The sequence below is a fragment of the Parabacteroides sp. APC149_11_2_Y6 genome (genome assembly GCF_054506995.1).
Window position 1 is genome coordinate 3,838,236 of record NZ_CP173709.1, and the last position, 23,189, is coordinate 3,861,424.

Annotated in this window: 17 protein-coding genes, 2 tRNA genes, 3 rRNA genes and 2 pseudogenes; 10 read left to right on the forward strand and 14 right to left on the reverse strand. The window is 44.5% G+C overall.

The features are described 5' to 3' along the window. Positions 1-67: 67 nt before the first annotated feature. Positions 68-1,915, reverse strand: coding sequence for an ABC transporter ATP-binding protein (locus tag ACGE0T_RS15960; RefSeq protein ID WP_459187602.1), 1,848 nt, complete (start codon positions 1,913-1,915; stop codon positions 68-70). Between the two features lie 113 nt (positions 1,916-2,028). Here ACGE0T_RS15960 and ACGE0T_RS15965 point away from each other — a divergent pair, with 113 nt between their 5' ends. Continuing rightward, on the forward strand, positions 2,029-3,804 hold the full coding sequence (locus tag ACGE0T_RS15965; protein WP_459187603.1) for a DUF4091 domain-containing protein: 1,776 nt from the start codon (positions 2,029-2,031) through the stop codon (positions 3,802-3,804). 349 nt (positions 3,805-4,153) lie between these two features. After that, positions 4,154-4,312: pseudogene (locus tag ACGE0T_RS15970) on the forward strand (nucleotidyltransferase family protein); the annotation flags it as partial. A gap of 222 nt (positions 4,313-4,534) precedes the next feature. On the opposite strand, the gene der reads toward ACGE0T_RS15970, so the two are convergent. From der to ACGE0T_RS16035, 13 genes and pseudogenes are all read right to left on the reverse strand, one after another. Further along, positions 4,535-5,848, reverse strand: coding sequence for a ribosome biogenesis GTPase Der (der, locus tag ACGE0T_RS15975; RefSeq protein WP_459187604.1), 1,314 nt, complete (start codon positions 5,846-5,848; stop codon positions 4,535-4,537). A gap of 31 nt (positions 5,849-5,879) precedes the next feature. Then, positions 5,880-6,770, reverse strand: a complete 891-nt coding sequence (gene era, locus ACGE0T_RS15980; protein ID WP_459190492.1) for a GTPase Era — start codon at positions 6,768-6,770, stop codon at positions 5,880-5,882. Next, on the reverse strand, positions 6,754-7,758 hold the full coding sequence (locus ACGE0T_RS15985; protein WP_459187605.1) for a beta-ketoacyl-ACP synthase III: 1,005 nt from the start codon (positions 7,756-7,758) through the stop codon (positions 6,754-6,756). Before ACGE0T_RS15985 ends, era begins: the two co-directional genes overlap by 17 nt. Positions 7,759-7,864: 106 nt before the next feature. After that, a complete protein-coding gene (rpmF, locus tag ACGE0T_RS15990) occupies positions 7,865-8,050 on the reverse strand; it encodes a 50S ribosomal protein L32 (protein WP_005634607.1) in 186 nt (61 codons plus the stop codon). A 12-nt stretch (positions 8,051-8,062) separates the two neighbouring features. After that, positions 8,063-8,647 carry a YceD family protein gene (locus ACGE0T_RS15995; RefSeq protein ID WP_459187606.1) on the reverse strand — a complete coding sequence of 195 codons (585 nt, stop codon included), beginning with the start codon at positions 8,645-8,647 and terminating at the stop codon, positions 8,063-8,065. A gap of 436 nt (positions 8,648-9,083) precedes the next feature. Continuing rightward, positions 9,084-9,194, reverse strand: a 5S ribosomal RNA gene (gene rrf / locus ACGE0T_RS16000). A 100-nt stretch (positions 9,195-9,294) separates the two neighbouring features. Then, positions 9,295-12,172, reverse strand: a 23S ribosomal RNA gene (locus ACGE0T_RS16005). A gap of 163 nt (positions 12,173-12,335) precedes the next feature. Further along, positions 12,336-12,409 (reverse strand) — tRNA-Ala (locus tag ACGE0T_RS16010). Positions 12,410-12,540: 131 nt separating this feature from the next. Next, positions 12,541-12,614: transfer RNA gene (locus tag ACGE0T_RS16015), tRNA-Ile, on the reverse strand. A 151-nt stretch (positions 12,615-12,765) separates the two neighbouring features. Then, positions 12,766-14,290 (reverse strand): 16S ribosomal RNA (locus ACGE0T_RS16020). The 16S, 23S and 5S rRNA genes sit together here with 2 tRNA genes alongside, the layout of an rRNA operon. A 795-nt stretch (positions 14,291-15,085) precedes the next feature. After that, positions 15,086-15,370, reverse strand: a complete 285-nt coding sequence (locus ACGE0T_RS16025) for an InlB B-repeat-containing protein (protein WP_459187607.1) — start codon at positions 15,368-15,370, stop codon at positions 15,086-15,088. A gap of 18 nt (positions 15,371-15,388) precedes the next feature. Continuing rightward, a pseudogene (locus ACGE0T_RS16030) lies at positions 15,389-15,475 on the reverse strand (InlB B-repeat-containing protein); the annotation flags it as partial. Between the two features lie 6 nt (positions 15,476-15,481). Beyond that, positions 15,482-15,625 carry a hypothetical protein gene (locus tag ACGE0T_RS16035; protein ID WP_459187608.1) on the reverse strand — a complete coding sequence of 48 codons (144 nt, stop codon included), beginning with the start codon at positions 15,623-15,625 and terminating at the stop codon, positions 15,482-15,484. A 277-nt stretch (positions 15,626-15,902) separates the two neighbouring features. Here ACGE0T_RS16035 and hisH point away from each other — a divergent pair, with 277 nt between their 5' ends. The 8 genes from hisH (at position 15,903) to ACGE0T_RS16075 (ending at position 23,188) form a co-directional block, all read left to right on the forward strand. Beyond that, on the forward strand, positions 15,903-16,493 hold the full coding sequence (gene hisH / locus ACGE0T_RS16040) for an imidazole glycerol phosphate synthase subunit HisH (protein WP_459187609.1): 591 nt from the start codon (positions 15,903-15,905) through the stop codon (positions 16,491-16,493). Between the two features lie 4 nt (positions 16,494-16,497). After that, positions 16,498-17,217: a 1-(5-phosphoribosyl)-5-[(5-phosphoribosylamino)methylideneamino]imidazole-4-carboxamide isomerase gene (gene hisA / locus ACGE0T_RS16045; protein WP_459187610.1), complete on the forward strand. Its 720-nt coding sequence runs from the start codon at positions 16,498-16,500 to the stop codon at positions 17,215-17,217. Between the two features lie 19 nt (positions 17,218-17,236). Continuing rightward, entirely contained in the window at positions 17,237-17,992 is a 756-nt protein-coding gene (gene hisF, locus ACGE0T_RS16050; protein ID WP_459187611.1) for an imidazole glycerol phosphate synthase subunit HisF, read from the forward strand. 13 nt (positions 17,993-18,005) lie between these two features. Next, on the forward strand, positions 18,006-18,602 hold the full coding sequence (gene hisIE, locus ACGE0T_RS16055; protein WP_459187612.1) for a bifunctional phosphoribosyl-AMP cyclohydrolase/phosphoribosyl-ATP diphosphatase HisIE: 597 nt from the start codon (positions 18,006-18,008) through the stop codon (positions 18,600-18,602). A 10-nt stretch (positions 18,603-18,612) separates the two neighbouring features. Beyond that, on the forward strand, positions 18,613-19,290 hold the full coding sequence (locus ACGE0T_RS16060; RefSeq protein WP_459187613.1) for a cell division ATP-binding protein FtsE: 678 nt from the start codon (positions 18,613-18,615) through the stop codon (positions 19,288-19,290). 65 nt (positions 19,291-19,355) lie between these two features. Continuing rightward, on the forward strand, positions 19,356-20,669 hold the full coding sequence (locus ACGE0T_RS16065) for an aspartate kinase (protein ID WP_459187614.1): 1,314 nt from the start codon (positions 19,356-19,358) through the stop codon (positions 20,667-20,669). Positions 20,670-20,768: 99 nt separating this feature from the next. Continuing rightward, positions 20,769-21,926 (forward strand): diaminopimelate decarboxylase, encoded by a 1,158-nt coding sequence (gene lysA, locus ACGE0T_RS16070; RefSeq protein ID WP_459187615.1) that lies wholly within the window; start codon positions 20,769-20,771, stop codon positions 21,924-21,926. An 86-nt stretch (positions 21,927-22,012) separates the two neighbouring features. Next, on the forward strand, positions 22,013-23,188 hold the full coding sequence (locus ACGE0T_RS16075) for a glycosyltransferase (protein ID WP_459187616.1): 1,176 nt from the start codon (positions 22,013-22,015) through the stop codon (positions 23,186-23,188). The last annotated feature ends 1 nt before the right edge of the window (position 23,189 follow it).

The following is a 23,189-nucleotide window of genomic DNA, read 5'->3' on the forward strand; positions in this document are numbered from 1 at the left end:
GAGTGGGAACCATTTCCGTCCCACACCCGATAATTTAGTTTTCATAGGCATTATTTAGTTTAGATTTTCAGAAACTCTGCATATCACACAGACGCTTATAATAGCCGTCCCGTTCCAACAGTTCATCATGGCGTCCGCGTTCTACAATCTCGCCTTCATGCATCACACATATTTCATCTGCATTGCGGATGGTGGAAAGACGGTGGGCAATCACAATTGTTGTACGGTTGCGCATCAAATTTTCCAGGGCTTCCTGTACCAGACGTTCGGATTCGGTATCGAGAGCGGAAGTCGCTTCATCGAGTATCAGAATCGGCGGATTCTTTAAAATGGCACGGGCAATACTGATACGCTGGCGTTGGCCTCCGGATAATTTTCCTCCACGGTCGCCGATATTCGTATCGTACCCTTCTTCACTCGCCATAATAAATTCATGCGCATTGGCAATACGGGCAGCTTCCTGCACTTGTTCCAAAGTGGCACCTTCCACACCAAAAGAAATATTATTGAAGAACGTATCATTAAACAGGATGGCTTCCTGATTTACATTTCCCATCAATCCCCGCAAATCGTAGAGAGTTGCCTCCCGCACATCGGTTCCGTCAATGGTAATTCCACCTTTATCCACATCATAGAAGCGGGGTAATAAATCCACAAGGGTACTTTTTCCGGAACCCGACTGTCCGACTAATGCGACAGTTTTACCCTTCGGTATAGTCAAATTAATACCTTTCAATATCCAGTCATGCTGGTATTTGAACCAAACGTCATTATAGCGGATACATTCGTTCAGAGCTATCGGTTTCGGATTTGCCGGATTATTGATGTTGCTTTCCGCCTGTAATATTTTATCGACACGCTCCATGGATGCCAGCCCTTTCTGGATGGCATATACGGATTTGCTCAAATCCTTTGCCGGATTGATAATACTGTAGAAAATTACCAGGTAATAAATAAACGTTGAAGCATCTATCGGACTGTTGCTACTTAAAATCAACGTACCTCCATACCACAGGACAATAGCTATCGTTGCCGTTCCAAGAAACTCACTCATCGGATGCGCCATCTGTTGACGGCGGTAAATACGGTTGGTCAGTTGACGGAAAATATCGTTGCTTTTTTCAAAACGTTGCTGTATTTTCTTCTCCGCATTAAATGCTTTGATGATACGGAGCCCCCCAAGCGTTTCCTCTATCTGGCTCATCAGATACCCCCACTGTTGCTGTCCTTCAAAAGATTTACGTTTCAATTTCTTTCCGACCTGTCCCATAACATAACCGGCAATCGGCAACAGGATAAATACAAACAAGGTCAACTGCCAGCTAATGGCAATCATTCCAATCAGATAAATAAGAATCAGAATCGGGTTTTTGAAAAGCATATCCAGCGAACTCATAATAGACGCCTCTATCTCGTTTACATCACCGGATACGCGCGCTATGATATCGCCTTTCCGCTCTTCAGAGAAGAAACCCAACGGCAATTCCGTTATCTTGCGGTTTATCTGGTTACGGATATCACGTACTACGCCGGTGCGGATAGGTATCATCGTGTAAAATGCCATATACATGGTTCCTACCTTCAGGAAAGTAGATACAATAAGGAAAATGCCTAATATAATCAGCGTAAAGGAGCCCCCGCGTGTTTCTATCATATCGGAAACAAACCAGAAAAAATTATTCTTCAATAATTCCGGGGTTGCTTTCCAAGCTTCAAATGACAAGGGATTGAATGTCCAATCCATATACGAATAAGTCTCATCACTGATTTTAAACAAGACATTCAAGATGGGAATTATCAAGGCAAAAGAGAAGAGGTTTAAGATGGCGGACAGGACATTAAATATCACATTCCATACCATAAATTTCTTATAAGGAGGCACAAAACGCCTTAATACGCGGAGAAAATCTTTCATGTTTAAATGTTGGATTGAATTTGGGGCGCAAGTTACTCAATATCCCTCGGATTACGGGCATAACTGGAAATTTTTATTACCTTTATCCGCTCAATCAAAAAACATATTTATACATGAAAAACGCTATTATCCTTTGCGCCCTGTTAGCATTCGGTCCCGTTTGCATGGCACAACAAGCTGAAAAATACCCGTTGGGTGACTATCAGGAACTGACAGACACAAAACCTCATGATAGTGAAGCTGTCTGGGACAAACAAGCCAAGCCTGTGCAACTTAGCTGGGGTTCCACCGACATCCGTTATAAGAAACTGAACGTACCGGAAGTGGCAAAAACATCCCGCCTGCAATCCAAAGCATGGAAAGGCGAACGGATAAATGCCCAAGCCGTATTATGGACAAAAGAAAATCTGGAAGGAGCAACCATCACAGTCAGCGACCTGAAAAACGGCAGTGCCGTTATCCCGTCTTCTGCTGTCACTACTAATTTCGTCCGCTATGTGATGACCGACGAATTAAATAAAGACCGCAAAGGCGGTTGCGGACATCGCGAAAACAAAGCGGAATGGGATTCTTCCGTTGTTGCCGATGTTTTGGATATTGTAAAAATCCACGACATCCAAGCCCGCACCACTCAACCGATATGGATGAATGTATGGGTTCCGTTCGACGCCCGCCCCGGAAAATATAAAGGCACACTGACTGTTTCAGGCAAGAATTTCCAGCCGATGAACCTGCAAGTGGAAATCGATGTATTGAACCGTACACTGCCGGAACCGAAAGACTGGAAATTCCATCTGGACTTATGGCAGAACCCGTATTCCGTAGCCCGCTATTACCAAGTTCCTTTATGGAGCAAAGCGCATTTCGATGCCATGCGTCCCATCATGAAAATGCTTGCCAATGCCGGACAGCGTGCAATCACCGCCAGCATCATGCACAAACCATGGGCGGGACAAACCGAAGACCATTTCGACAGCATGGTGTTCCGCATGAAGAAAATCGACGGCACATGGGAATATGATTATACGGTATTCGACAAATGGGTTGAATTTATGATGAATGAAATAGGTATCAAAGATTTAATCAGTTGCTATACGATGATTCCGTGGGCATTGACTTTCGACTATTACGACCAGGCTACCAACCGTGTACAATTTATCAATGCCAAGCCGGGTGATGCCGAATATGCTGAATATTGGGGTACTTTCCTGAAAGATTTCTCCCGTCACCTGCGTGAAAAGGGTTGGTTCGAGAAGACGGCTATTTCGATGGACGAACGTCCTATGGAAGCCATGCGCGAAGCTATCAAAGTGATCAAACAGGCCGACCCTGAATTTAAAATCACTTTGGCTGGAAACTATCATCCTGAAATCCAATCCGACCTGTATTACCTGAGCATCCCGTACGGTCATAAATTCCCGGCTGACGTAAAGGCTGCCCGCGAGAAGGCCGGACAAATCAGTACGGTTTATACTTGTTGCTCGGAAGCTTTCCCCAACACATTCACATTCTCCGACCCGGCCGAAGCCCCTTGGACTGTATTGCACGCCATTGCCGGAGGTTACGACGGTTACCTGCGTTGGGCTGTAAACAGTTGGACTGCCGACCCGCTTCGCGACTCCCGTTTCCGTACATGGGCTGCCGGCGATACCTACAGCATCTATCCGGGACCGAGAAGCAGTATCCGTTTCGAACGTTTGGTCGAAGGCATTCAGGACTGCGAAAAAGTTCGTATCCTTCGCGAAGAACTGGCAGCCAAAGGTGCTAAAAGCAAACTGGAAAAGCTGAACAAAGCAGTTGCCAAATTCACTCCGGAAGGCTTGGCCGAAACACAACAGACGGCGGCAGAGATGGTGAATGAATTGAGTAGGTTACTGAATACGCTGTAAGAGACGGATTATCGGATACAAGACGCGGAGATTAATTTTTGACGCGGATTTCGCGGAAAACGCGGATGAATACATGAGTGTATAATCTATATACAAATTTTATTTATCCGCGTTTTCTTGTGTTATCCACGTCATTTTTTTTCAATCTCCCCCTGCGTCTCATCAAGTTTTTTATACCATAACAGAATTATCATCTTATAATAATTATCTTTACATAAAAAGAATCCTGTATGACAATACTGAATGACCCATTTGTTACCCGCGGATATGTTTCTCCTGAATATTTCTGTGACTGGGAGAAAGAAACCAAAAATAATATCTATTTTTGGTTCAATTAAAAACAATGCTTATCAAAACGACAGCCGAATATATAAACATTTTACAAGATTATGTAACCAATAATGCCGGCAAATACCATATTACTCGGATGGGCATCTTCGGTTCTGTTGCCTGGGAAGAACAGACTGAGGATAGCGATGTCGATGTTTACCTGGAAACCACTAAACCAAGATGATGCTGACGTGATTTTCGATGTCATGAAAAACGATCTGCCGACAGTGAAACAGACGATAGAGAAAATGATGACAGATTTAGATAAATAATTAACTATTCAATATTCGACAAAAATCGACATTTTTATCTGCCTTTCAAAATTTCAGCCAGAAAAAAAGACTGTAACCCCAAGATTACAGCCTCTTTCATTATCTTATCAATACAAACCTTACAATTCCTATTTTTCCCTGATAAATATATTAACCGGAGTCCCCGTAAATTCCCAATTCTCACGAATCTTGTTTTCAAGGAAACGTTTGTACGGGTCCTTTATCCACTGAGGCAGGTTACAGAAGAAAACAAAGGAAGGAACTTGTCCTGCCGGAAGCTGGGTGATATATTTAATCTTGATGTATTTGCCTTTCCATGCGGGCGGCGGATAATTCTCGATAATCGGCAACATGATTTCATTCAACTTGGCAGTCGGGACACGACGCTGGCGGTTCTTGTAAACCGCTTCAGCTGTCTCCAATACTTTCAGGATACGTTGCTTGGTCAGTGCCGAAATAAACAAAATCGGGAAATCCGTAAATGGAGCCAACCGTTCGCGAATGGCATTCGTAAACGTATCAATCACCTTCTGGCTCTTGTCTTCTACCAAATCCCATTTGTTCACACAGACTACCAATCCTTTCTTATTTTTCTGCACCAGCGAGAAGATATTCAAATCCTGGCTTTCGATACCACGGGTAGCATCCAGCATCAACACGCAGACATCCGAATTTTCAATCGCACGGATGGAGCGGATAACCGAATAATATTCCAGGTCTTCGTTCACCTTTCCTTTCTTACGGATACCGGCGGTATCCACCAGATAGAAATTAAGGCCGAACTTATTGTATTTCGTATAAATGGAATCGCGTGTCGTACCGGCAATATCCGTTACTATATGGCGGTCTTCCCCGATAAACGCATTAATCAAAGAAGATTTGCCTGCATTCGGACGACCGATAATGGCGATACGGGGAATATCTTCCTCTACTATTTCCTGTTTATCTTCGGGCAGCAACTCTATAATCTTGTCCAATAAATCACCGGAACAAGAGCCGTTGATAGCCGAAACACAGAACGGGTCGCCCAAACCAAATCCATAAAATTCGGCGGAAGCCGGATGAAGGTCGAAGTTGTCCGCTTTATTGGCCACCACCACCACAGGCTTCTTTGTGCGACGAAGGATGTCGGCTACCTCATTATCCAAATCGGTGATGCCGCTCATCACATCGACAACAAACAAAATCACATCGGCTTCTTCCAATGCCACTTGTACCTGTTTATTGATTTCTCCTTCGAAAATATCTTCCGAGTTTACTACCCATCCGCCTGTGTCGATCAGCGAAAATTCTTTACCCGTCCACTCTACTTTGCCATACTGGCGGTCGCGAGTTGTACCTGCCTCCTCATTCACAATCGCCTGACGGGACTGAGTAAGGCGATTAAAAAGAGTGGACTTACCTACGTTGGGCCTGCCAACTATTGCAACAATATTTCCCATAAACTACAATTCATTTTTAAGAGCCGGGGCTCTAATCCAACTGATATCCGAAATTCTTCAGTATGTTATCCCTGTTGCGCCAGTCTTTTTCAACCTTGACAAACATTTCCAGGAATACCTTTTTCTCGAAGAAACGTTCTATATCTTTACGTGCCATGGCTCCTACCTTTTTAAGAGCCTGCCCGCGGTGCCCGATAATAATTCCCTTCTGGGAATCGCGTTCCACAATGATGAGCGCTTTGATATGTATCATATCCGCATCTTCCTTGAACAGCTCCACAACGACTTCCACTGCATAGGGGATTTCCTTCTGATAATACAAAAGTATTTTCTCGCGGATAATCTCTGTCACGAAGAAGCGGGCGGGTTTGTCTGTCAACGCATCTTTTTCAAAATAGGGAGGCGATTCGGGCATCAAATCTTCCACCCTGCGCTTTACATAATCTATATTGAAGTTCGATAAAGCTGAAATCGGAATGATTTCGGCTTTCGGAAGAAGTTCCTTCCAGTTGGCAACCAGTTTTTCCAGTTCCGGCTGGGTAGTCGTATCAATCTTGTTTATCAGCAACAAAACAGGACACTCCATTTTCTGCACACGCAGAAGAAATTCTTCATTCTTATCGATTGTCTCAACGACATCGGTTACGTATAAGAGCACATCGGCATCACCTAAAGCCGACTGTGAAAAGTTAAGCATGGATTCCTGCAACTTATAATTCGGCTGCAGTACCCCCGGCGTGTCTGAATACACAATCTGCATATCATCGGTATTCACAATCCCCATAATACGATGACGGGTAGTCTGCGCTTTCGACGTGATGATAGAGATACGTTCCCCTACCAAACGGTTCATCAGCGTAGATTTCCCTACGTTCGGATTACCGACAATATTAACAAACCCGGATTTATGCTTGTTCTCCATCATAACCCCATTTAAGATAAATTGCACCCCAGGTAAATCCGGCACCAAAAGCAGCAAGGATCAGGTTGTCCCCTTTCTTCAATTGCTTCTCCCACTCCCAAAGACAGATAGGAATTGTTCCGGCACTGGTATTGCCATATTTCTGAATATTAATCATTACCTTGTCCATATCCACACCCAGGCGTTTGGCTGTTGCATCTATAATACGCAAATTAGCCTGATGGGGGACAATCCAGGCAATATCATCATGTGTTAACTGATTACGTTCCGCTATTTCGGCAGCCACATCCGCCATATAGGATACAGCATACTTGAACACATATTTCCCATCCTGGAAAACAAAATGTTCACGATTATCAACTGTTTCATGGCTGGGAGGATAAGCCGATCCCCCGGATTTCATAATCAAATGCGAGTAACCGACACCATCCGTACGCAGGATTGTATCCATTACACCAAAGTTTTCTGTTGTAGGTTCAAGTAAAACGGCGCCACAAGCATCTCCGAACAACGGACAGGTAGAACGGTCCGTATAATCTGTAATAGCGGTCATTTTATCTCCGGCTACGACTATTACTTTCGAATAGCGCCCGGAACGAATATAGTTGGCTCCTGTTTCCAATGCATATAAAAAGCCGGCACAAGCACCTTGTACATCAAAAGTCATTGCATTTTTACACCCGGTATGGTAAGCAATGATAGAAGAAGTCGTTGGGAAATGATGATCTGCAGTCGTTGTCGCAGTCAAAATCACTTCGATTTCTTCCGGTTTGACTTTTGTCTTTTCAAGCAGTTGATTTACTGCGCGTATACCCATGTAAGAAGTACCTTTGCCTTCTCCTTTCAATATACGACGTTCTTTTATGCCTACACGCGTCATGATCCATTCGTCTGTTGTATCGACCATTTTCGAAATATCTTCGTTTGTCAACACATCTTCCGGAACATATCCGCCAACCCCCGTTATAACCGCATTAATTTTATCCATAACTTAAAAAAATAAATAGGACAATTATCCTAATTAAAAAAAAGCCCTAAAAAGAAATTTTAGGGCTATTCTTTGATTTACCAAGACTAACTCAGTGATGATAAACTCAGACTGCAGCTTCTTTTTCGATAGCTAACTTACCTCTGTAATAACCGCATTCACCACATACAGTGTGATAAATATGCCATGCACCGCAGTTAGGGCAGATAGCCATTGTAGGTGCTACAGCTTTGTCATGAGTTCTTCTCTTCGCTGTTCTTGTCTTACCTTGTCTTCTTTTAGGATGTGCCATGTTTTAATTTATTTAATTGTTATCATTCTCTATTAAACCTTTCAGACCATCCCAACGCGGATCGGTCATTACATTTACATCTTCGTCGATAGCAATATCTTCATCACCACTATCTTCGAATTCATCATCTCCGTCTTCCGTGCTTCTTGCCGAATGTTTCTTCAACTTAGAAGACATTGCCTTATTACATTTCCCCGGAGCATGAACATGTTTCATTGGAATAGCTAATGCAATAAACTCATACAAGAACCATGCGATGTTAATAGCACCTTCATCTTCCGGTATAATCACAATCTCATCGCTTTCTTCAGCGTATTCCTTTCCGAACTTTACAATCAGACGATTATTGGTCTCAACTGGAATTTCCATATCATCCAGACATCTGTCGCATGGAACCATAACCACTCCTTCTATACGAAAGTTCATTTCAAACATCGAAGAGGTCCTTTTTACAGTAAGATTTACCTTTACTTTACCCTTCTGGACTTGATCTCCGTCGATGTCCACAAAAAACTTATTCTCCAATAAGTACTCGAATTCGTGTACTCCTGAAGTGAGATTTTTCAAATCTACATTATATAAATTAAATTTTCCCAAAGCCTTTTAGTGTAAAAACCTTGCAAAGGTACGAAAAAACTAAACACAAATGCAATACCTTTACAGTTATTTTTTATTATCTATGCCATTCCATTATATCTCCAGAAAAACCGCTCTTAATAATCAATATTCATATTATAAGAACAATCACCGAAAACGTAGTATTCAAGCGCTATCTGCTCAATACAATACAAGAAAACAGACAGCGAATACAAAGATAGGAAAGAAATCCTATACAGCAAATAAACCTACAATAATCGGAAAGAAATACATGAATAATATACTCAGATGATACGAAGAACGAGGTTTACGGATAACGCGGATAGAGCGGATTAAGCTTACCTCGTTCTTCGTTCTGTGCCCATATCGCCACATACGAAAAAAGGAGTCAGCCTTTCGACTAACTCCTTTTCCTCTCTAAGCTTTCGCTTATTTAAGACGGCGGCTACCTACTCTCCCACTTTTACGCAGTACCATCGGCGTGGTTGGGCTTAACTTCTCTGTTCGGAATGGGAAGAGGTGGATCCCCAACGCTATAACCACCTTAATATCGTTTATTAAGATTTTGACTGGACAACTCCATATTTTGGAGTAACTCTTCGAGCCATATGGCTTTCGCCATCTGCTGATATATCAATCCTTTACGTATAAGAAAGTCTCGGGCTATTAGTACTACTCGGCTTCGACATTACTGCCCTTACACCTGTAGCCTATCAACGTTGTAGTCTACAACGACCCTTTAGGGAGATCTTATCTTGAGGCTGGCTTCGTACTTAGATGCTTTCAGCACTTATCCAATCCAGACTTAGATACCCGGCGGTGCACCTGGCGGTACAACCGGTAAACCAGTGGTCTGTCCAACACGGTCCTCTCGTACTAGTGTCAGAACCCCTCAAATCTCCTACGCCCACGATAGATAGAGACCGAACTGTCTCACGACGTTCTGAACCCAGCTCGCGTGCCACTTTAATGGGCGAACAGCCCAACCCTTGGGACCTTCTCCAGCCCCAGGATGTGACGAGCCGACATCGAGGTGCCAAACCATTCCGTCGATATGAGCTCTTGGGAATGATCAGCCTGTTATCCCCGGAGTACCTTTTATCCTTTGAGCGATGGCCCTTCCATGCGGAACCACCGGATCACTATGCTCTAGTTTCCTACCTGATCGACTTGTTTGTCTCCCAGTCAAGCACCCTTATGCCATTACACTCTGCGACCGGTTACCAATCGGTCTGAGGGTACCTTTAGAAGCCTCCGTTACTCTTTTGGAGGCGACCACCCCAGTCAAACTACCCACCATACAGTGTCCCCGCATGCCGCGGGTTAGAACTCAAACAATCAAAGGGCCGTATTTCAACGACGGCTCCACAAATACTGGCGTACCTGCTTCGTTGCCTCCGGCCTATCCTACACATCAAGTGCCCAAATTCAATGTAAAGCTATAGTAAAGGTTCACGGGGTCTTTTCGTCCCATCGCGGGTAATCGGCATCTTCACCGATACTACAATTTCACCGAGCTCACGGTTGAGACAGTGTCCAGATCATTACACCATTCGTGCAGGTCGGAACTTACCCGACAAGGAATTTCGCTACCTTAGGACCGTTATAGTTACGGCCGCCGTTTACTGGGGCTTCAATTCAATGCTTCTCTTGCGATGACATCTCCTCTTAACCTTCCAGCACCGGGCAGGTGTCAGGCTGTATACTTCATATTTCTATTTCGCACAGCCATGTGTTTTTGTTAAACAGTTGCCTGGACCTATTCTCTGCGCCCACCTGTTACAGTGGGACCCTTTATCCCGAAGTTACAGGGTCAATTTGCCTAGTTCCTTAACCGTGAATCACTCGAGCGCCTCAGTATTTTCAACCCAACTACGTGTGTCCGTTTGTGGTACGGGTACTACAATGATATGCTTAGCGGATTTTCTAGGGAGCCTGTTTACATCCATATTGCCTTGTGCAAGCACTCGGCATACTGTCAGGTTCGACTCTGGGTGCGGATTTGCCTACACCCGTCGACGTCTACACCCTTTAACCACCTATTCCGTCAGATGGCAGGATTGTCACTTCTCCGTCTCCACATCGCTCACTGTACTAGTAAGGGAATATTAACCCTTTCTTCCATCGGAATCGCCGTTCGGCTTATCCTTAGGCCCCGACTTACCCTGATCCGATTAACGTTGATCAGGAAACCTTAGTCTTTCGGCGAGGGGGTTTCTCACCCCCTTTATCGTTACTTATACCTACATTTGCTTTTCCAGTTACTCCAGCAAGGGTTATCCCTCACCTTCGACGCCACTGGAATGCTCCCCTACCATGTGTTACCACATCCATAGCTTCGGTAAACGGTTTATGCCCGAGTATTATCCACGCCGGACTCCTCGACTAGTGAGCTGTTACGCACTCTTTAAATGAATGGCTGCTTCCAAGCCAACATCCTAGCTGTCTCTGCAGTCTGACTTCGTTAGTTCAACTTAACCGTTATTTGGGGACCTTAGCTGATGGTCTGGATTCTTCTCCTCTCGGACGCGGACCTTAGCACCCGCGCCCTCACTCCTTATCAATATATAGCACGCATTCGGAGTTTATCTGGACTTGATAGGCGGTGAAGCCCTCGCATCCAATCAGTCGCTCTACCTCATGCTATACTAAATAAAGGCTGCACCTAAATGCATTTCGGGGAGTACGAGCTATCTCCAAGTTTGATTAGCCTTTCACCCCTACCCTCAGTTCATCCGAAAGCTTTTCAACGCTTACCGGTTCGGTCCTCCAGTTGGTGTTACCCAACCTTCAACCTGACCAAGGGTAGATCACTTGGTTTCGCGTCTACTCCCTCCGACTATGTCGCCCTGTTAAGACTCGCTTTCGCTTCGGCTCCGTACCTGAAATACTTAACCTTGCCGGAGAAAGTAACTCGTAGGTTCATTATGCAAAAGGCACGCCGTCACCACTTAATGTGGCTCCGACCGCTTGTAGGCAGACGGGTTCAGGGTCTATTTCACTCCTCTGTTCGAGGTTCTTTTCACCTTTCCCTCACGGTACTGGTTCGCTATCGGTCTCTCGGGAGTATTTAGCCTTACGGGATGGGCCCCGCTGATTCACACAGGATTTCTCGTGTCCCGCGCTACTCAGGATACCACTAGGCTGCGTCAGGGAGTCGTGTACCGGGCTGTCACCGTTTGTTGCCGTCCTTTCCAGAACGTTCCACTTCCCTGAGTTTTTGCCACGTCGTGGTCCTACTACCCCGTTGTTGCCTAAACAACAACGGTTTGGGCTGTTCCGCGTTCGCTCGCCACTACTTGCGGAATCACTGTTGTTTTCTTCTCCTATGGGTACTTAGATGTTTCAGTTCCCCACGTTTGCCTTCCTTACGGAATGATTGGCCTTCTACCAACCGGGTTGCCCCATTCGGAAATCCTCGGATCAATGGTTATTTGCACCTACCCGAAGCTTATCGCAGCTTATCACGTCCTTCTTCGCCTCCGAGAGCCAAGGCATCCACCGTCTGCCCTTGCTTACTTTCTTTATACACGGCACCACTTAGTGCCGGATTGATATATCTTCAGCTTGCTCTGTTTTGTTACTTTTTTTTGAAGTTGTCCAATACGTCAAAGATCTTTTTCAGGTGACAGTTGACAAGTGACAGTTGACAATTAAGCAACTATGTTGTCCAATATCCCTTTTTTTGTGGAGAATAACGGATTCGAACCGTTGACCCTCTGCGTGCAAGGCAGATGCTCTAGCCAGCTGAGCTAATCCCCCAAGGTTCAGGTGACAGTTGAAATGTGACAATGGACTGTTTTTTGTCCCACACCCTGACTGTAAACCGGATTTGAGTTTTTCTTTATCGTTAACTGTCAACTTTCAATTGTCAACTGTCAACTTTTAAGAAGTAGTCCCAGGCAGAGTTGAACTGCCGACCTCTACATTATCAGTGTAGCGCTCTAACCAACTGAGCTATAGGACTGTCAACTTTTCTAGCCCGGGATTGTCATCCCAGCTTCTTGTTTTCTCTCTCTTCTTTTGTCGAGATCTATATATGAATACATATTCAACCGTAGTACAAGAACATACTGTCTTGTTTATGAGACCACCATAGTCATATCTCTGTGCTCCAGAAAGGAGGTGTTCCAGCCGCACCTTCCGGTACGGCTACCTTGTTACGACTTAGCCCCAGTCACCAGTTTTACCCTAGGCCGATCCTTGCGGTTACGGACTTCAGGTACCCCCGGCTCCCATGGCTTGACGGGCGGTGTGTACAAGGCCCGGGAACGTATTCACCGCGCCATGGCTGATGCGCGATTACTAGCGAATCCAGCTTCACGAAGTCGGGTTGCAGACTTCGATCCGAACTGAGATGGGGTTTGGAGATTGGCATCCTGTCGCCAGGTAGCTGCCCTTTGTCCCCACCATTGTAACACGTGTGTCGCCCCGGATGTAAGGGCCGTGCTGATTTGACGTCATCCCCACCTTCCTCACAGCTTACGCTGGCAGTCTCACCAGAGTCCTCAGCTTGACCTGTTAGTAACTAGTGATAAGGGTTGCGCTCGTTATGGCACTTAAGCCGACACCTCACGGCACGAGCTGACGACAACCATGCAGCACCTCGCAAATGGCTATTGCTAGAAAGGGTGTTTCCACCCCGGTCCAAATGCGTTCAAACCCGGGTAAGGTTCCTCGCGTATCATCGAATTAAACCACATGTTCCTCCGCTTGTGCGGGCCCCCGTCAATTCCTTTGAGTTTCACCGTTGCCGGCGTACTCCCCAGGTGGATTACTTAACGCTTTCGCTGTAGAGCTTACATTGTATCGCAAACTCCTAGTAATCATCGTTTACTGCGTGGACTACCAGGGTATCTAATCCTGTTTGATCCCCACGCTTTCGTGCTTCAGTGTCAGTTATGGTTTAGTAAGCTGCCTTCGCAATCGGAGTTCTGCGTGATATCTATGCATTTCACCGCTACACCACGCATTCCGCCTACCTCAAACACACTCAAGTAATCCAGTTTCAACGGCAATTTTATGGTTGAGCCACAAACTTTCACCGCTGACTTAAATTACGACCTACGCACCCTTTAAACCCAATAAATCCGGATAACGCTCGCATCCTCCGTATTACCGCGGCTGCTGGCACGGAGTTAGCCGATGCTTATTCATACGGTACATACAAAACGGGACACGTCCCGCATTTTATTCCCATATAAAAGAAGTTTACAATCCATAGAACCTTCATCCTTCACGCGACTTGGCTGGTTCAGGCTCGCGCCCATTGACCAATATTCCTCACTGCTGCCTCCCGTAGGAGTTTGGTCCGTGTCTCAGTACCAATGTGGGGGACCTTCCTCTCAGAACCCCTATCCATCGTCGGTTTGGTGGGCCGTTACCCCGCCAACTGCCTAATGGAACGCATGCCTATCTATCAGCGATGAATCTTTAACAAATATTCCCATGCGGGACCCCTGTTTTATGGGGTATTAATCCGACTTTCGCCGGGCTATCCCCCTCTGATAGGTAAGTTGCATACGCGTTACTCACCCGTGCGCCGGTCGCCACCCGGTATTGCTACCTGTGCTGCCCCTCGACTTGCATGTGTTAAGCCTGTCGCTAGCGTTCATCCTGAGCCAGGATCAAACTCTTCGTTGTTAATTTTGTTTGTCTTGCCCAGAATATAACTATCCTTTTTATCGTAGTCTCTTTTCCTTGACGGTATGTTCGTATTTCTACGTTTTCTTGTACTACTTTAGTTGATATGTAAATCTTTCAAAGAACTTTTGCTTTCGTTTGTTTTGCGATTGCGGCTGCAAAGGTAAGGAGTTTTTTTTATCTGCCAAATTTTTCGGCAAAAATATTTGAAGTTTTTTCTCCGACTCTCAGAAGTGGTTGGACATATTGCTTAGACTGGCTAACCTCATCCCCTGCTCTTGATTTATCTTACCTCTCCTCCATCATGTCCTATTACGCCGTTCTCTCTCGAATGCGGGTGCAAAAGTAGTGTTGTGGAACATATCTTCCAAATATTTCTACTACTTTTTTTCATCTTTTTTTTAACATAACGAACGGTTATTAATGGTACACGTACACGCGATGGATTTTTTCTATCTCTTCCCTTTTTCCTCTACAGGAAACCTTATTTGCCCTACCACTTACAGAAAATCCTGCAATAGTTCAGCCTCAGGGATACGCGACAGGTACTGCACAACTGCCCAACATATAGGGGTAATCAAAGATTAAAAGAAACAAACTTGCCTGATGGGAAGATTGAATGGAATACCAGCGCAACAAAAGGTCGGTTCCTCCCTAAAACCAACCATCCCTTTTATCCGTCCGACAATTTCTTCGGATACTTATACACTATCACTCATGTTGACAAGAGCACCCTGAACGATTAGAAAACCTAATGCCCGGACACCGGTTATATCAGTAACAGTCTGGGTTGTATTATTTGTCGCAGTAAAACCGAACTTTCAGATTCTGAACTGGTGTATTTACTTCCATACTTATTTTATTGTCTACAGCCGCACCGACTTTCAAAATACCAGCCAGTACACCTTCACCGCCGATTGATTTGGCATAAAGAGTCATATCACCTGTTACAGGAGCATTAAAATCATATACAATCTGTTTTTCTACATCAGAATGCCACCCCCCGAACTCAAAACCAAGCTTAACAGGATTAAATGGCTTGATGAGTTTCTCATTGACTTTGACAGAAACCGGTTCCATTTCATTTACTACATCCGTTCTGAATTCCCATGAGTCTGTACATGCGGCTCCTTTGTACCAACAGGAGAAGATGTAATTCTCTTTTATCGGATCTTGCGGCCTTATCGCTTTTTAATATTCTATAACCTTCCGGACATCAATGTTACTGCCTCCCTGCATGTTAAACATAACAATGTACTCTGAGATGACTGTATCATCCTTCTCACAGCCTACGACGATCATCATAAACAACATCAATGAAATTAATTTTCTCATGATTTTTAATTTAGCATATAGATTGATGAATATAAAATATCCAATACAGTTTTTCCCGACTCATAGTTATGGTTTTTCCAAATCATAACTATGAATTGAAAAAACCATAACTATGAATCAAATAGAGAAATGAAGATTGTCGTTTCAAAGGGACAAGACATCATACAGTCAATTTATCACAAATAACATTCCTTCCGCAACTTTTCATAAAGCAGACGTCCGTATGTCGTTATAATTTGTTAGTTTTGCAGCTCAATACAAAAAACTTGGAAGAACGATGAACGTTGCCATTGTCAAATACAATGCCGGAAACATATATTCAGTAAGCTATGCTCTAAAACGGTTGGGCATCGAGCCGACCATTACAGCAGACCCGGAAATATTATGTAAAGCCGACAAAGTAATTTTTCCCGGTGTGGGTGAAGCCCAGACCACCATGGAGCACCTGAAAGAGAATAAACTGGACAGCCTGATTAAAAATCTAAAACAACCAGTACTTGGTATTTGCCTGGGAATGCAGTTGATGTGCCGCCACTCGGAAGAGGGAGACGCTGATTGCCTGGGTATATTCGATACCGAAGTAAAACTTTTCGTTCCCAAAAGGCACGAAGACAAGGTTCCCCATATGGGATGGAATACGATCAGGAATGTACAGGACGGGCTCTTTAACAAGGAATTGGAAAATAAATTCGTATATTTCGTACATAGTTATTATGTACCTGTAAACGAATATACGGCAGCGACTACAGAATATATCCTTCCATTCAGCGCTTCTCTACATAAAGATAATTTCTATGCCACCCAGTTCCATCCGGAAAAAAGTGGTTCCGTAGGCGAGGTTATACTTAATAACTTTTTAAAATTATAGACTTATGATAGAGCTTATCCCTGCCATCGATTTGATAGATGGAAAATGCGTACGTCTCACACAGGGAGACTACGATACAAAGAAAATATATAACGAAGACCCGCTGGAAGTAGCAAAGATGTTCGAAGAAAACGGTATCCGCCGTTTACATCTGGTCGATTTGGACGGAGCTCGCCAGGGACGAATCATAAACTACAGGGTATTGGAGCGGATAGCCACCCGCACTTCCCTGATTATCGACTTCGGAGGTGGGTTGAAACAGGAAGGCGACTTGGAAATTGCGTTCGAAAGCGGGGCGCAAATGGTAACGGGCGGAAGCATTGCCGTAAAAGACCCCGCCACCTTTACTTCCTGGATACAGAAGTTCGGAAACGAAAAAATTATTCTCGGCGCAGATGCCAAAGATAAGAAAATAGCCATCAGCGGATGGGAAGAAACAACGGATAAAGAACTGGTGTCTTTTATCCGGGAATATTACGATAAAGGCATTACCAAAACAATTTGCACGGAAATCAGCCGCGACGGCATGTTACAGGGACCAGCCATAGAGCTTTACAAGGAGATAAAAGAAGCACTGCCTTTCCTGTACCTGATTGCCAGTGGCGGTGTTAGCTCAATTCAAGACATAGAGAAACTGGAAGAGGCGGGTATTCAGTCTGTTATCTTCGGAAAAGCAATTTACGAAGGTAGAATCCGATTGAAAGACCTGCTTCGTTTTACCTGATAAAAGAAAACAATAATTTATGCTGGCAAAAAGAATAGTACCTTGTTTGGATATTAAAGATGGAAAAACCGTCAAAGGGATTAACTTTGTTAATTTTCGCGATGCCGGCGACCCGGTCGAACTGGGTGCCCAATACAGCCGTGACGGTGCGGATGAACTGGTTTATCTGGACATTACAGCCTCGCACGAAGGACGTAAAACCTTCACGGAACTGGTGAAAAAGGTTGCAGCAAATATCAGTATTCCTTTCACTGTCGGTGGAGGAATCAATGAAATGAAAGATGTGGACCGCCTGCTGAGTGCAGGAGCCGACAAAGTATCGATTAATTCGGCTGCATTACGAAACCCGGACTTGATAGAAGAAATTGCCAAGAATTTCGGCAGCCAGGTGTGTGTGGTTGCCATTGATGCAAACTTTGAAAACGGGGACTGGATTTGCTATCTGAACGGAGGGCGTATCCCGACCGGAAAACATTTGTACCAATGGGCTGCCGAAGCGGAAAACCGTGGTGCCGGCGAAATCCTGTTCACCAGTATGACACATGACGGTGTAAAAGATGGTTATGCAAATGAAGCCTTGGCAAACTTGGCTAAACAACTGCATATTCCGGTGATTGCTTCCGGAGGTGCAGGCAAGCAGGAACATTTCCGCGATGCCTTCACACTTGGCAAAGCCGATGCGGCATTAGCAGCAAGTGTGTTCCACTTCGGGGAAATAGGTATCAACGGGTTAAAACAATTCCTTTCCGAAGAAGGTATCAACGTAAGAATATAATACATATATAAAAATGAAATTAGATTTTGAAAAAATGGGCGGTTTGATTCCCGCTATTGTCCAGGACTACAACACGAACAAAGTGTTGATGTTAGGTTTTATGAATGAAGAAGCTTACGAAGAAACAAAAGAAACGGGCAAAGTAACTTTCTTCAGCCGTACAAAAAACCGCTTATGGATGAAAGGTGAGACCAGCGGCAACACGCTACAGGTTGTTAATATCACTGCCGATTGCGACAATGATACTTTATTAATCAAAGCAATTCCCGCCGGACCGGTTTGCCATACGGGTTCCGACACTTGTTTCGGAGAAAAGAACGTGGAAGATATCATGTTCCTGAAATACCTGCAGAACTTCATCGAGCAACGCCGCCAGGAAATGCCGGAAGGTTCCTATACTACTTCTTTATTCCTGAAAGGCGTGAACCGTATGGCTCAGAAAGTCGGAGAAGAAGCGGTAGAAACCGTTATCGAAGCAACAAACGGAACCGAAGACGGTTTTATTTATGAAGCATCCGATCTGGTTTACCACCTTATCGTATTGCTGACAAGCAAAGGGCTCCGTCTGGAAGACCTTGCACGTGAATTAAAGAAAAGACATAAAGGTTAAATAAATATTTATGGAAGATTCAATTCTGCTCAAACTGGAAAATGTGGAGATTTGCCGCGACGAGAACACCATCCTGCAGGATGCTTCATTAACTCTCCATAACGGAGAATTCGTGTATGTTATCGGAAAAGTCGGTTCCGGCAAGAGCAGTCTGTTGAAATCCTTATACTGCGAAATCCCCATCAATCAGGGAGAGGCATGGTTGCTGGATTACAATCTTTGCAAGATGAAACGGAAAGATATTCCTTATCTCCGTAGAAAACTGGGGATCGTTTTCCAGGATTTCCAACTGCTTACCGACCGTTCTGTTTTAAAAAACCTGGAGTTCGTGCTGAAAGCTACCGGATGGAAGAAAAAAAGCGAGATTAACGAACGCATTGCAGAGGTTCTCCAACAAGTAGGCATGCAAGACAAGGGATATAAAATGCCGCACGAACTTTCAGGCGGGGAACAACAACGTATCGTAATAGCCCGTGCCTTGCTGAACGACCCTGTACTGATACTTGCCGACGAACCGACAGGTAACCTGGACCCTGAAACAAGCGGACAAATCGTGCAACTTCTCCACGATATCCGGAAAAAGGGAACCTCGGTCATCATGACCACCCACAACTATACATTGGTTCATAATTATCCGGCTCGTATAGTTAAATGCGAGAATGCCTGCCTGAGTGATGTTGGGGATTGATTTTTTATGTAACTTTGCAACGCATTTAAAGAGAAGAAGAACAATTTAATATACAGTAAAAGAAAATGAAAGTTTTAAAGTTTGGCGGTACTTCTGTGGGATCTGCACAGAGAATAAAAGATGTAGCGAAACTGATTACGGGAGAACGTAATATCGTAGTTTTGTCTGCCATGTCCGGCACAACCAACTCACTGGTTGAAATCTCCGACTACTTGTATAAGAAGAATCCGGACGGAGCAAATGAAATCATCAATAAACTGGCCCAGAAATATTATGGCCATATTGATGAGCTCTACAGTACTGAAGAGTATAAGCAGAAAGCCAAAGAACTGATTAAATCTCATTTTGATTATATCCGCACTTTTACGAAAGACCTCTTTACTTTATTTGAAGAAAAAGTGGTATTGGCACAGGGAGAACTGATTTCTACCGGAATGATGAACCTGTACCTGAACGAATGCGGAGTTAAATCCGTCCTGCTTCCGGCCCTGGACTACATGCGCACGGACAAGAATGCGGAACCGGACCCTGTATATATCAAAGAAAGACTTGTAAAACTGCTGGACGAACATAACGATGCGGAATTGTATATCACACAAGGATATATCTGCCGCAATGCTTACGGGGAAATAGACAACCTGCAACGCGGTGGCAGCGACTATAGCGCTTCTTTAATCGGAGCCGCTATCGGCGCCGAAGAAATCCAGATATGGACAGACATCGACGGCATGCACAACAATGACCCCCGTTTTGTAGAAGGCACCACGCCTGTCCGTCATCTGCATTTCGAAGAAGCTGCAGAACTGGCCTATTTCGGTGCAAAAATCCTGCACCCGACTTGTATCTTGCCTGCAAAGCTGAATAATATTCCTGTCCGCCTGCTGAATACGATGCAGCCGGAAGCCCCGGGTACCATGATTTCAAACATGACCGAAAAGGGAAAAATCAAAGCGGTGGCAGCCAAAGACAATATCACTTCCATCAAAATAAAGAGCGGACGTATGTTGCTTGCTACCGGTTTCCTGCGCAAAGTATTTGAAATCTTTGAGAACTACCAGACTCCGATCGATATGATAACGACTTCCGAAGTTGGCGTTTCCGTAACTATCGACAACCGCAAACATCTGGAAGAAATCGTAGACGATTTGAAAAAATACGGAACCGTAACCGTAGACGAAGATATGGTTATCGTTTGTGTAGTAGGCGACTTAGAATGGGAGAATGTAGGTTTTGAAGCCAGCATCGTCCATGCAATGAAAGAAGTACCTGTCCGTATGATTTCATACGGCGGAAGTAATTATAATGTTTCGCTGCTTATTAAAGCTTCCGATAAGAAGAAAGCTTTGCAGGCATTGAGCGATCATCTTTTTAAGCATTGAAAATGATTTACCGGGAATTGAAAATCAACATAAACCATTCATTTTCAATTCCCGTTTTTCTATTTTCAACTTTCAGTTTTCACTCTTCAACTATCAACTATGCTAAAGGGAACTTTTCCTATTGAAAAATTCAAGGCGCTTTCTACGCCTTTCTATTATTACAACGTTGAGCTATTGAACGAAACGCTCAACATGGTAAAAACCGAAGCCGGAAAATATGGTTATCATGTTCACTACGCCATAAAAGCCAATGCAAACCCACGCCTCCTTTCTATCATAGCAGAAAACGGTTTGGGAGCGGACTGCGTAAGCGGTGGCGAAGTGCAAGCGGCTCTCGACGCTGGTTTTCCTTCCGATAAGATTGTTTTTGCCGGTGTCGGCAAGGCCGACTGGGAAATCAACCTGGGACTGGATAATGATATATTCTGTTTCAATGTCGAATCTGCCGCCGAACTGGAAATACTGAATGAACTGGCTGAAGCGAAGAATAAAGTAGCTTCTATAGCTTTGCGTATCAACCCGGAAGTAGATGCCCACACACATGCCAAGATTACAACCGGTATGAAAGAAAATAAATTCGGTATCAATCTGAGCCAGCTTGGAAAGGTTCTGGATATGATTACCGGAATGAAACATATCAAATTAATCGGCATCCATTGCCATATCGGTTCGCAAATCACAGACCTTTCCGCCTTCCGCGGGCTGGCTATCCGCGTGAACGAAATTCAGGAAGAACTGGAAGCACGTGGTTTGTCTGTTGAAAACCTGAACTTCGGCGGAGGACTGGGTATCGATTATTACCATCCGAACCATTTGCCAATTCCGGCATTCGACAATTATTTTGCCGTATTCAACAAGCTGTTGCAGGTTCGCCCCGGACAACAGGTACATTTCGAACCGGGACGCTCTATCGTTGCCCAATGTGGCACGCTGATCTCCAGAGTTCTCTATGTAAAAGAAGGGGAAACAAAGAATTTCTGTATTCTTGATGCCGGCTTTACCGAACTAATCCGTCCGGCAATGTATGACGCTTACCACCGGATAGAAAATATTTCCAGTAACGATGCGGTGGAAGCTTATGACGTGGTTGGTCCGATTTGTGAATCGTCCGACGTTTTCGGAAAAGATATAGAACTGAATAAAGCCCATCGCGGCGACCTGATAGCGTTGCGTTCAGCCGGTGCCTATGGAGAGGTAATGGCTTCCCAATACAACTGCCGGAAATTGCCGAAGGCTTATTATTCAGACACACTTTAACAGTGGACGGTTGACAAGTGACAGTTGACAATTATTCTCGACTTTAACTGTCACCTGTCAATTGTCAATTGTCAACTATTTAGTCGATGAGCGAAAATTTACTTACACTCTCTTCCCTTGAAATATGCCTGGCCTGCATTACCGGGGGATTATTTGTTATCCAGCTACTTTATGCTCTGGTTGCTTATGCACGCCCGGTCCGTGCGATAAAAAATGCAGAAAGGGATGAAAGGACAACAACCGGAAGAAATGTCCCCGTCTCTATTATCGTATACACACACGGAGAACCGGAAAATCTGAAAAAGAACCTTCCTGCGTTACTTACCCAGGACTATCCGGAATATGAAGTTATTGTTGTAAATGACGGTTCCGACGATGAAAGTGAAGATGTATTGAAAATCCTCTCCAGCGAATACAAACACCTCTATTATACATTCGTTCCCAACGACACCCAATATCTGAGCCACAAGAAACTGGCACTGACCATGGGCATCAAAGCAGCTAAATACGATACGTTGCTTTTTACGGAATCGGGATGCCATCCGGTAAGTAACCAGTGGATAAGCTCCATGACAAGGGGATACGCCAAACAAACCGAAATCCGGTTAGGGTTTTGCTCCTATCCATTCCACAAGGGCATGATGCACAAAATGATTGCCTATGATAATTTACAGAACGGACTCAGGTATTTATCTTCAGCCCTCGCCCGGCATCCTTACTCCGGCAACGGCTGCAACCTCTCTTACCGCAAAGAATTATTCTTTTCCCAAAAGGGTTTCAGCAAATCGTTGAATCTCCATGCCGGGGCAGACGACCTGTTTGTCAACAATGCGGCAACTCCTGAAAATACGCAGGTGGAATATTCGGCAAACAGCCTTATGGAAACAGGAGAGATGGATGACTACGAAACCTGGAAAGGGATAAAAGTATCTCGCGCGGCCACACAGCCTTATTATAAAGGATTCCAACTTGCCTTTTACCAAATGGAAGTATATGGGTACCTGCTATTCCTGATAGCCGCTTTAGTTTCCATTGTCACAGGAATATTGGGGAACTGGCTGGTTGCTTTGTTTGCAGGGCTATTGCTCATTATCCGCTGTGCCGTAAGAATAAATGTATTCCGTAAAGCAGCCATACTGCTCCATCAGCGACCATTGACCGCCTGGTTGCCTTTACTGGAAATAAATCTGATTGCATACGATTTATACATCCATATTTACAGGAATTTCAAAGGGAAGCGGGATTATACTTCCTGGATTTAAG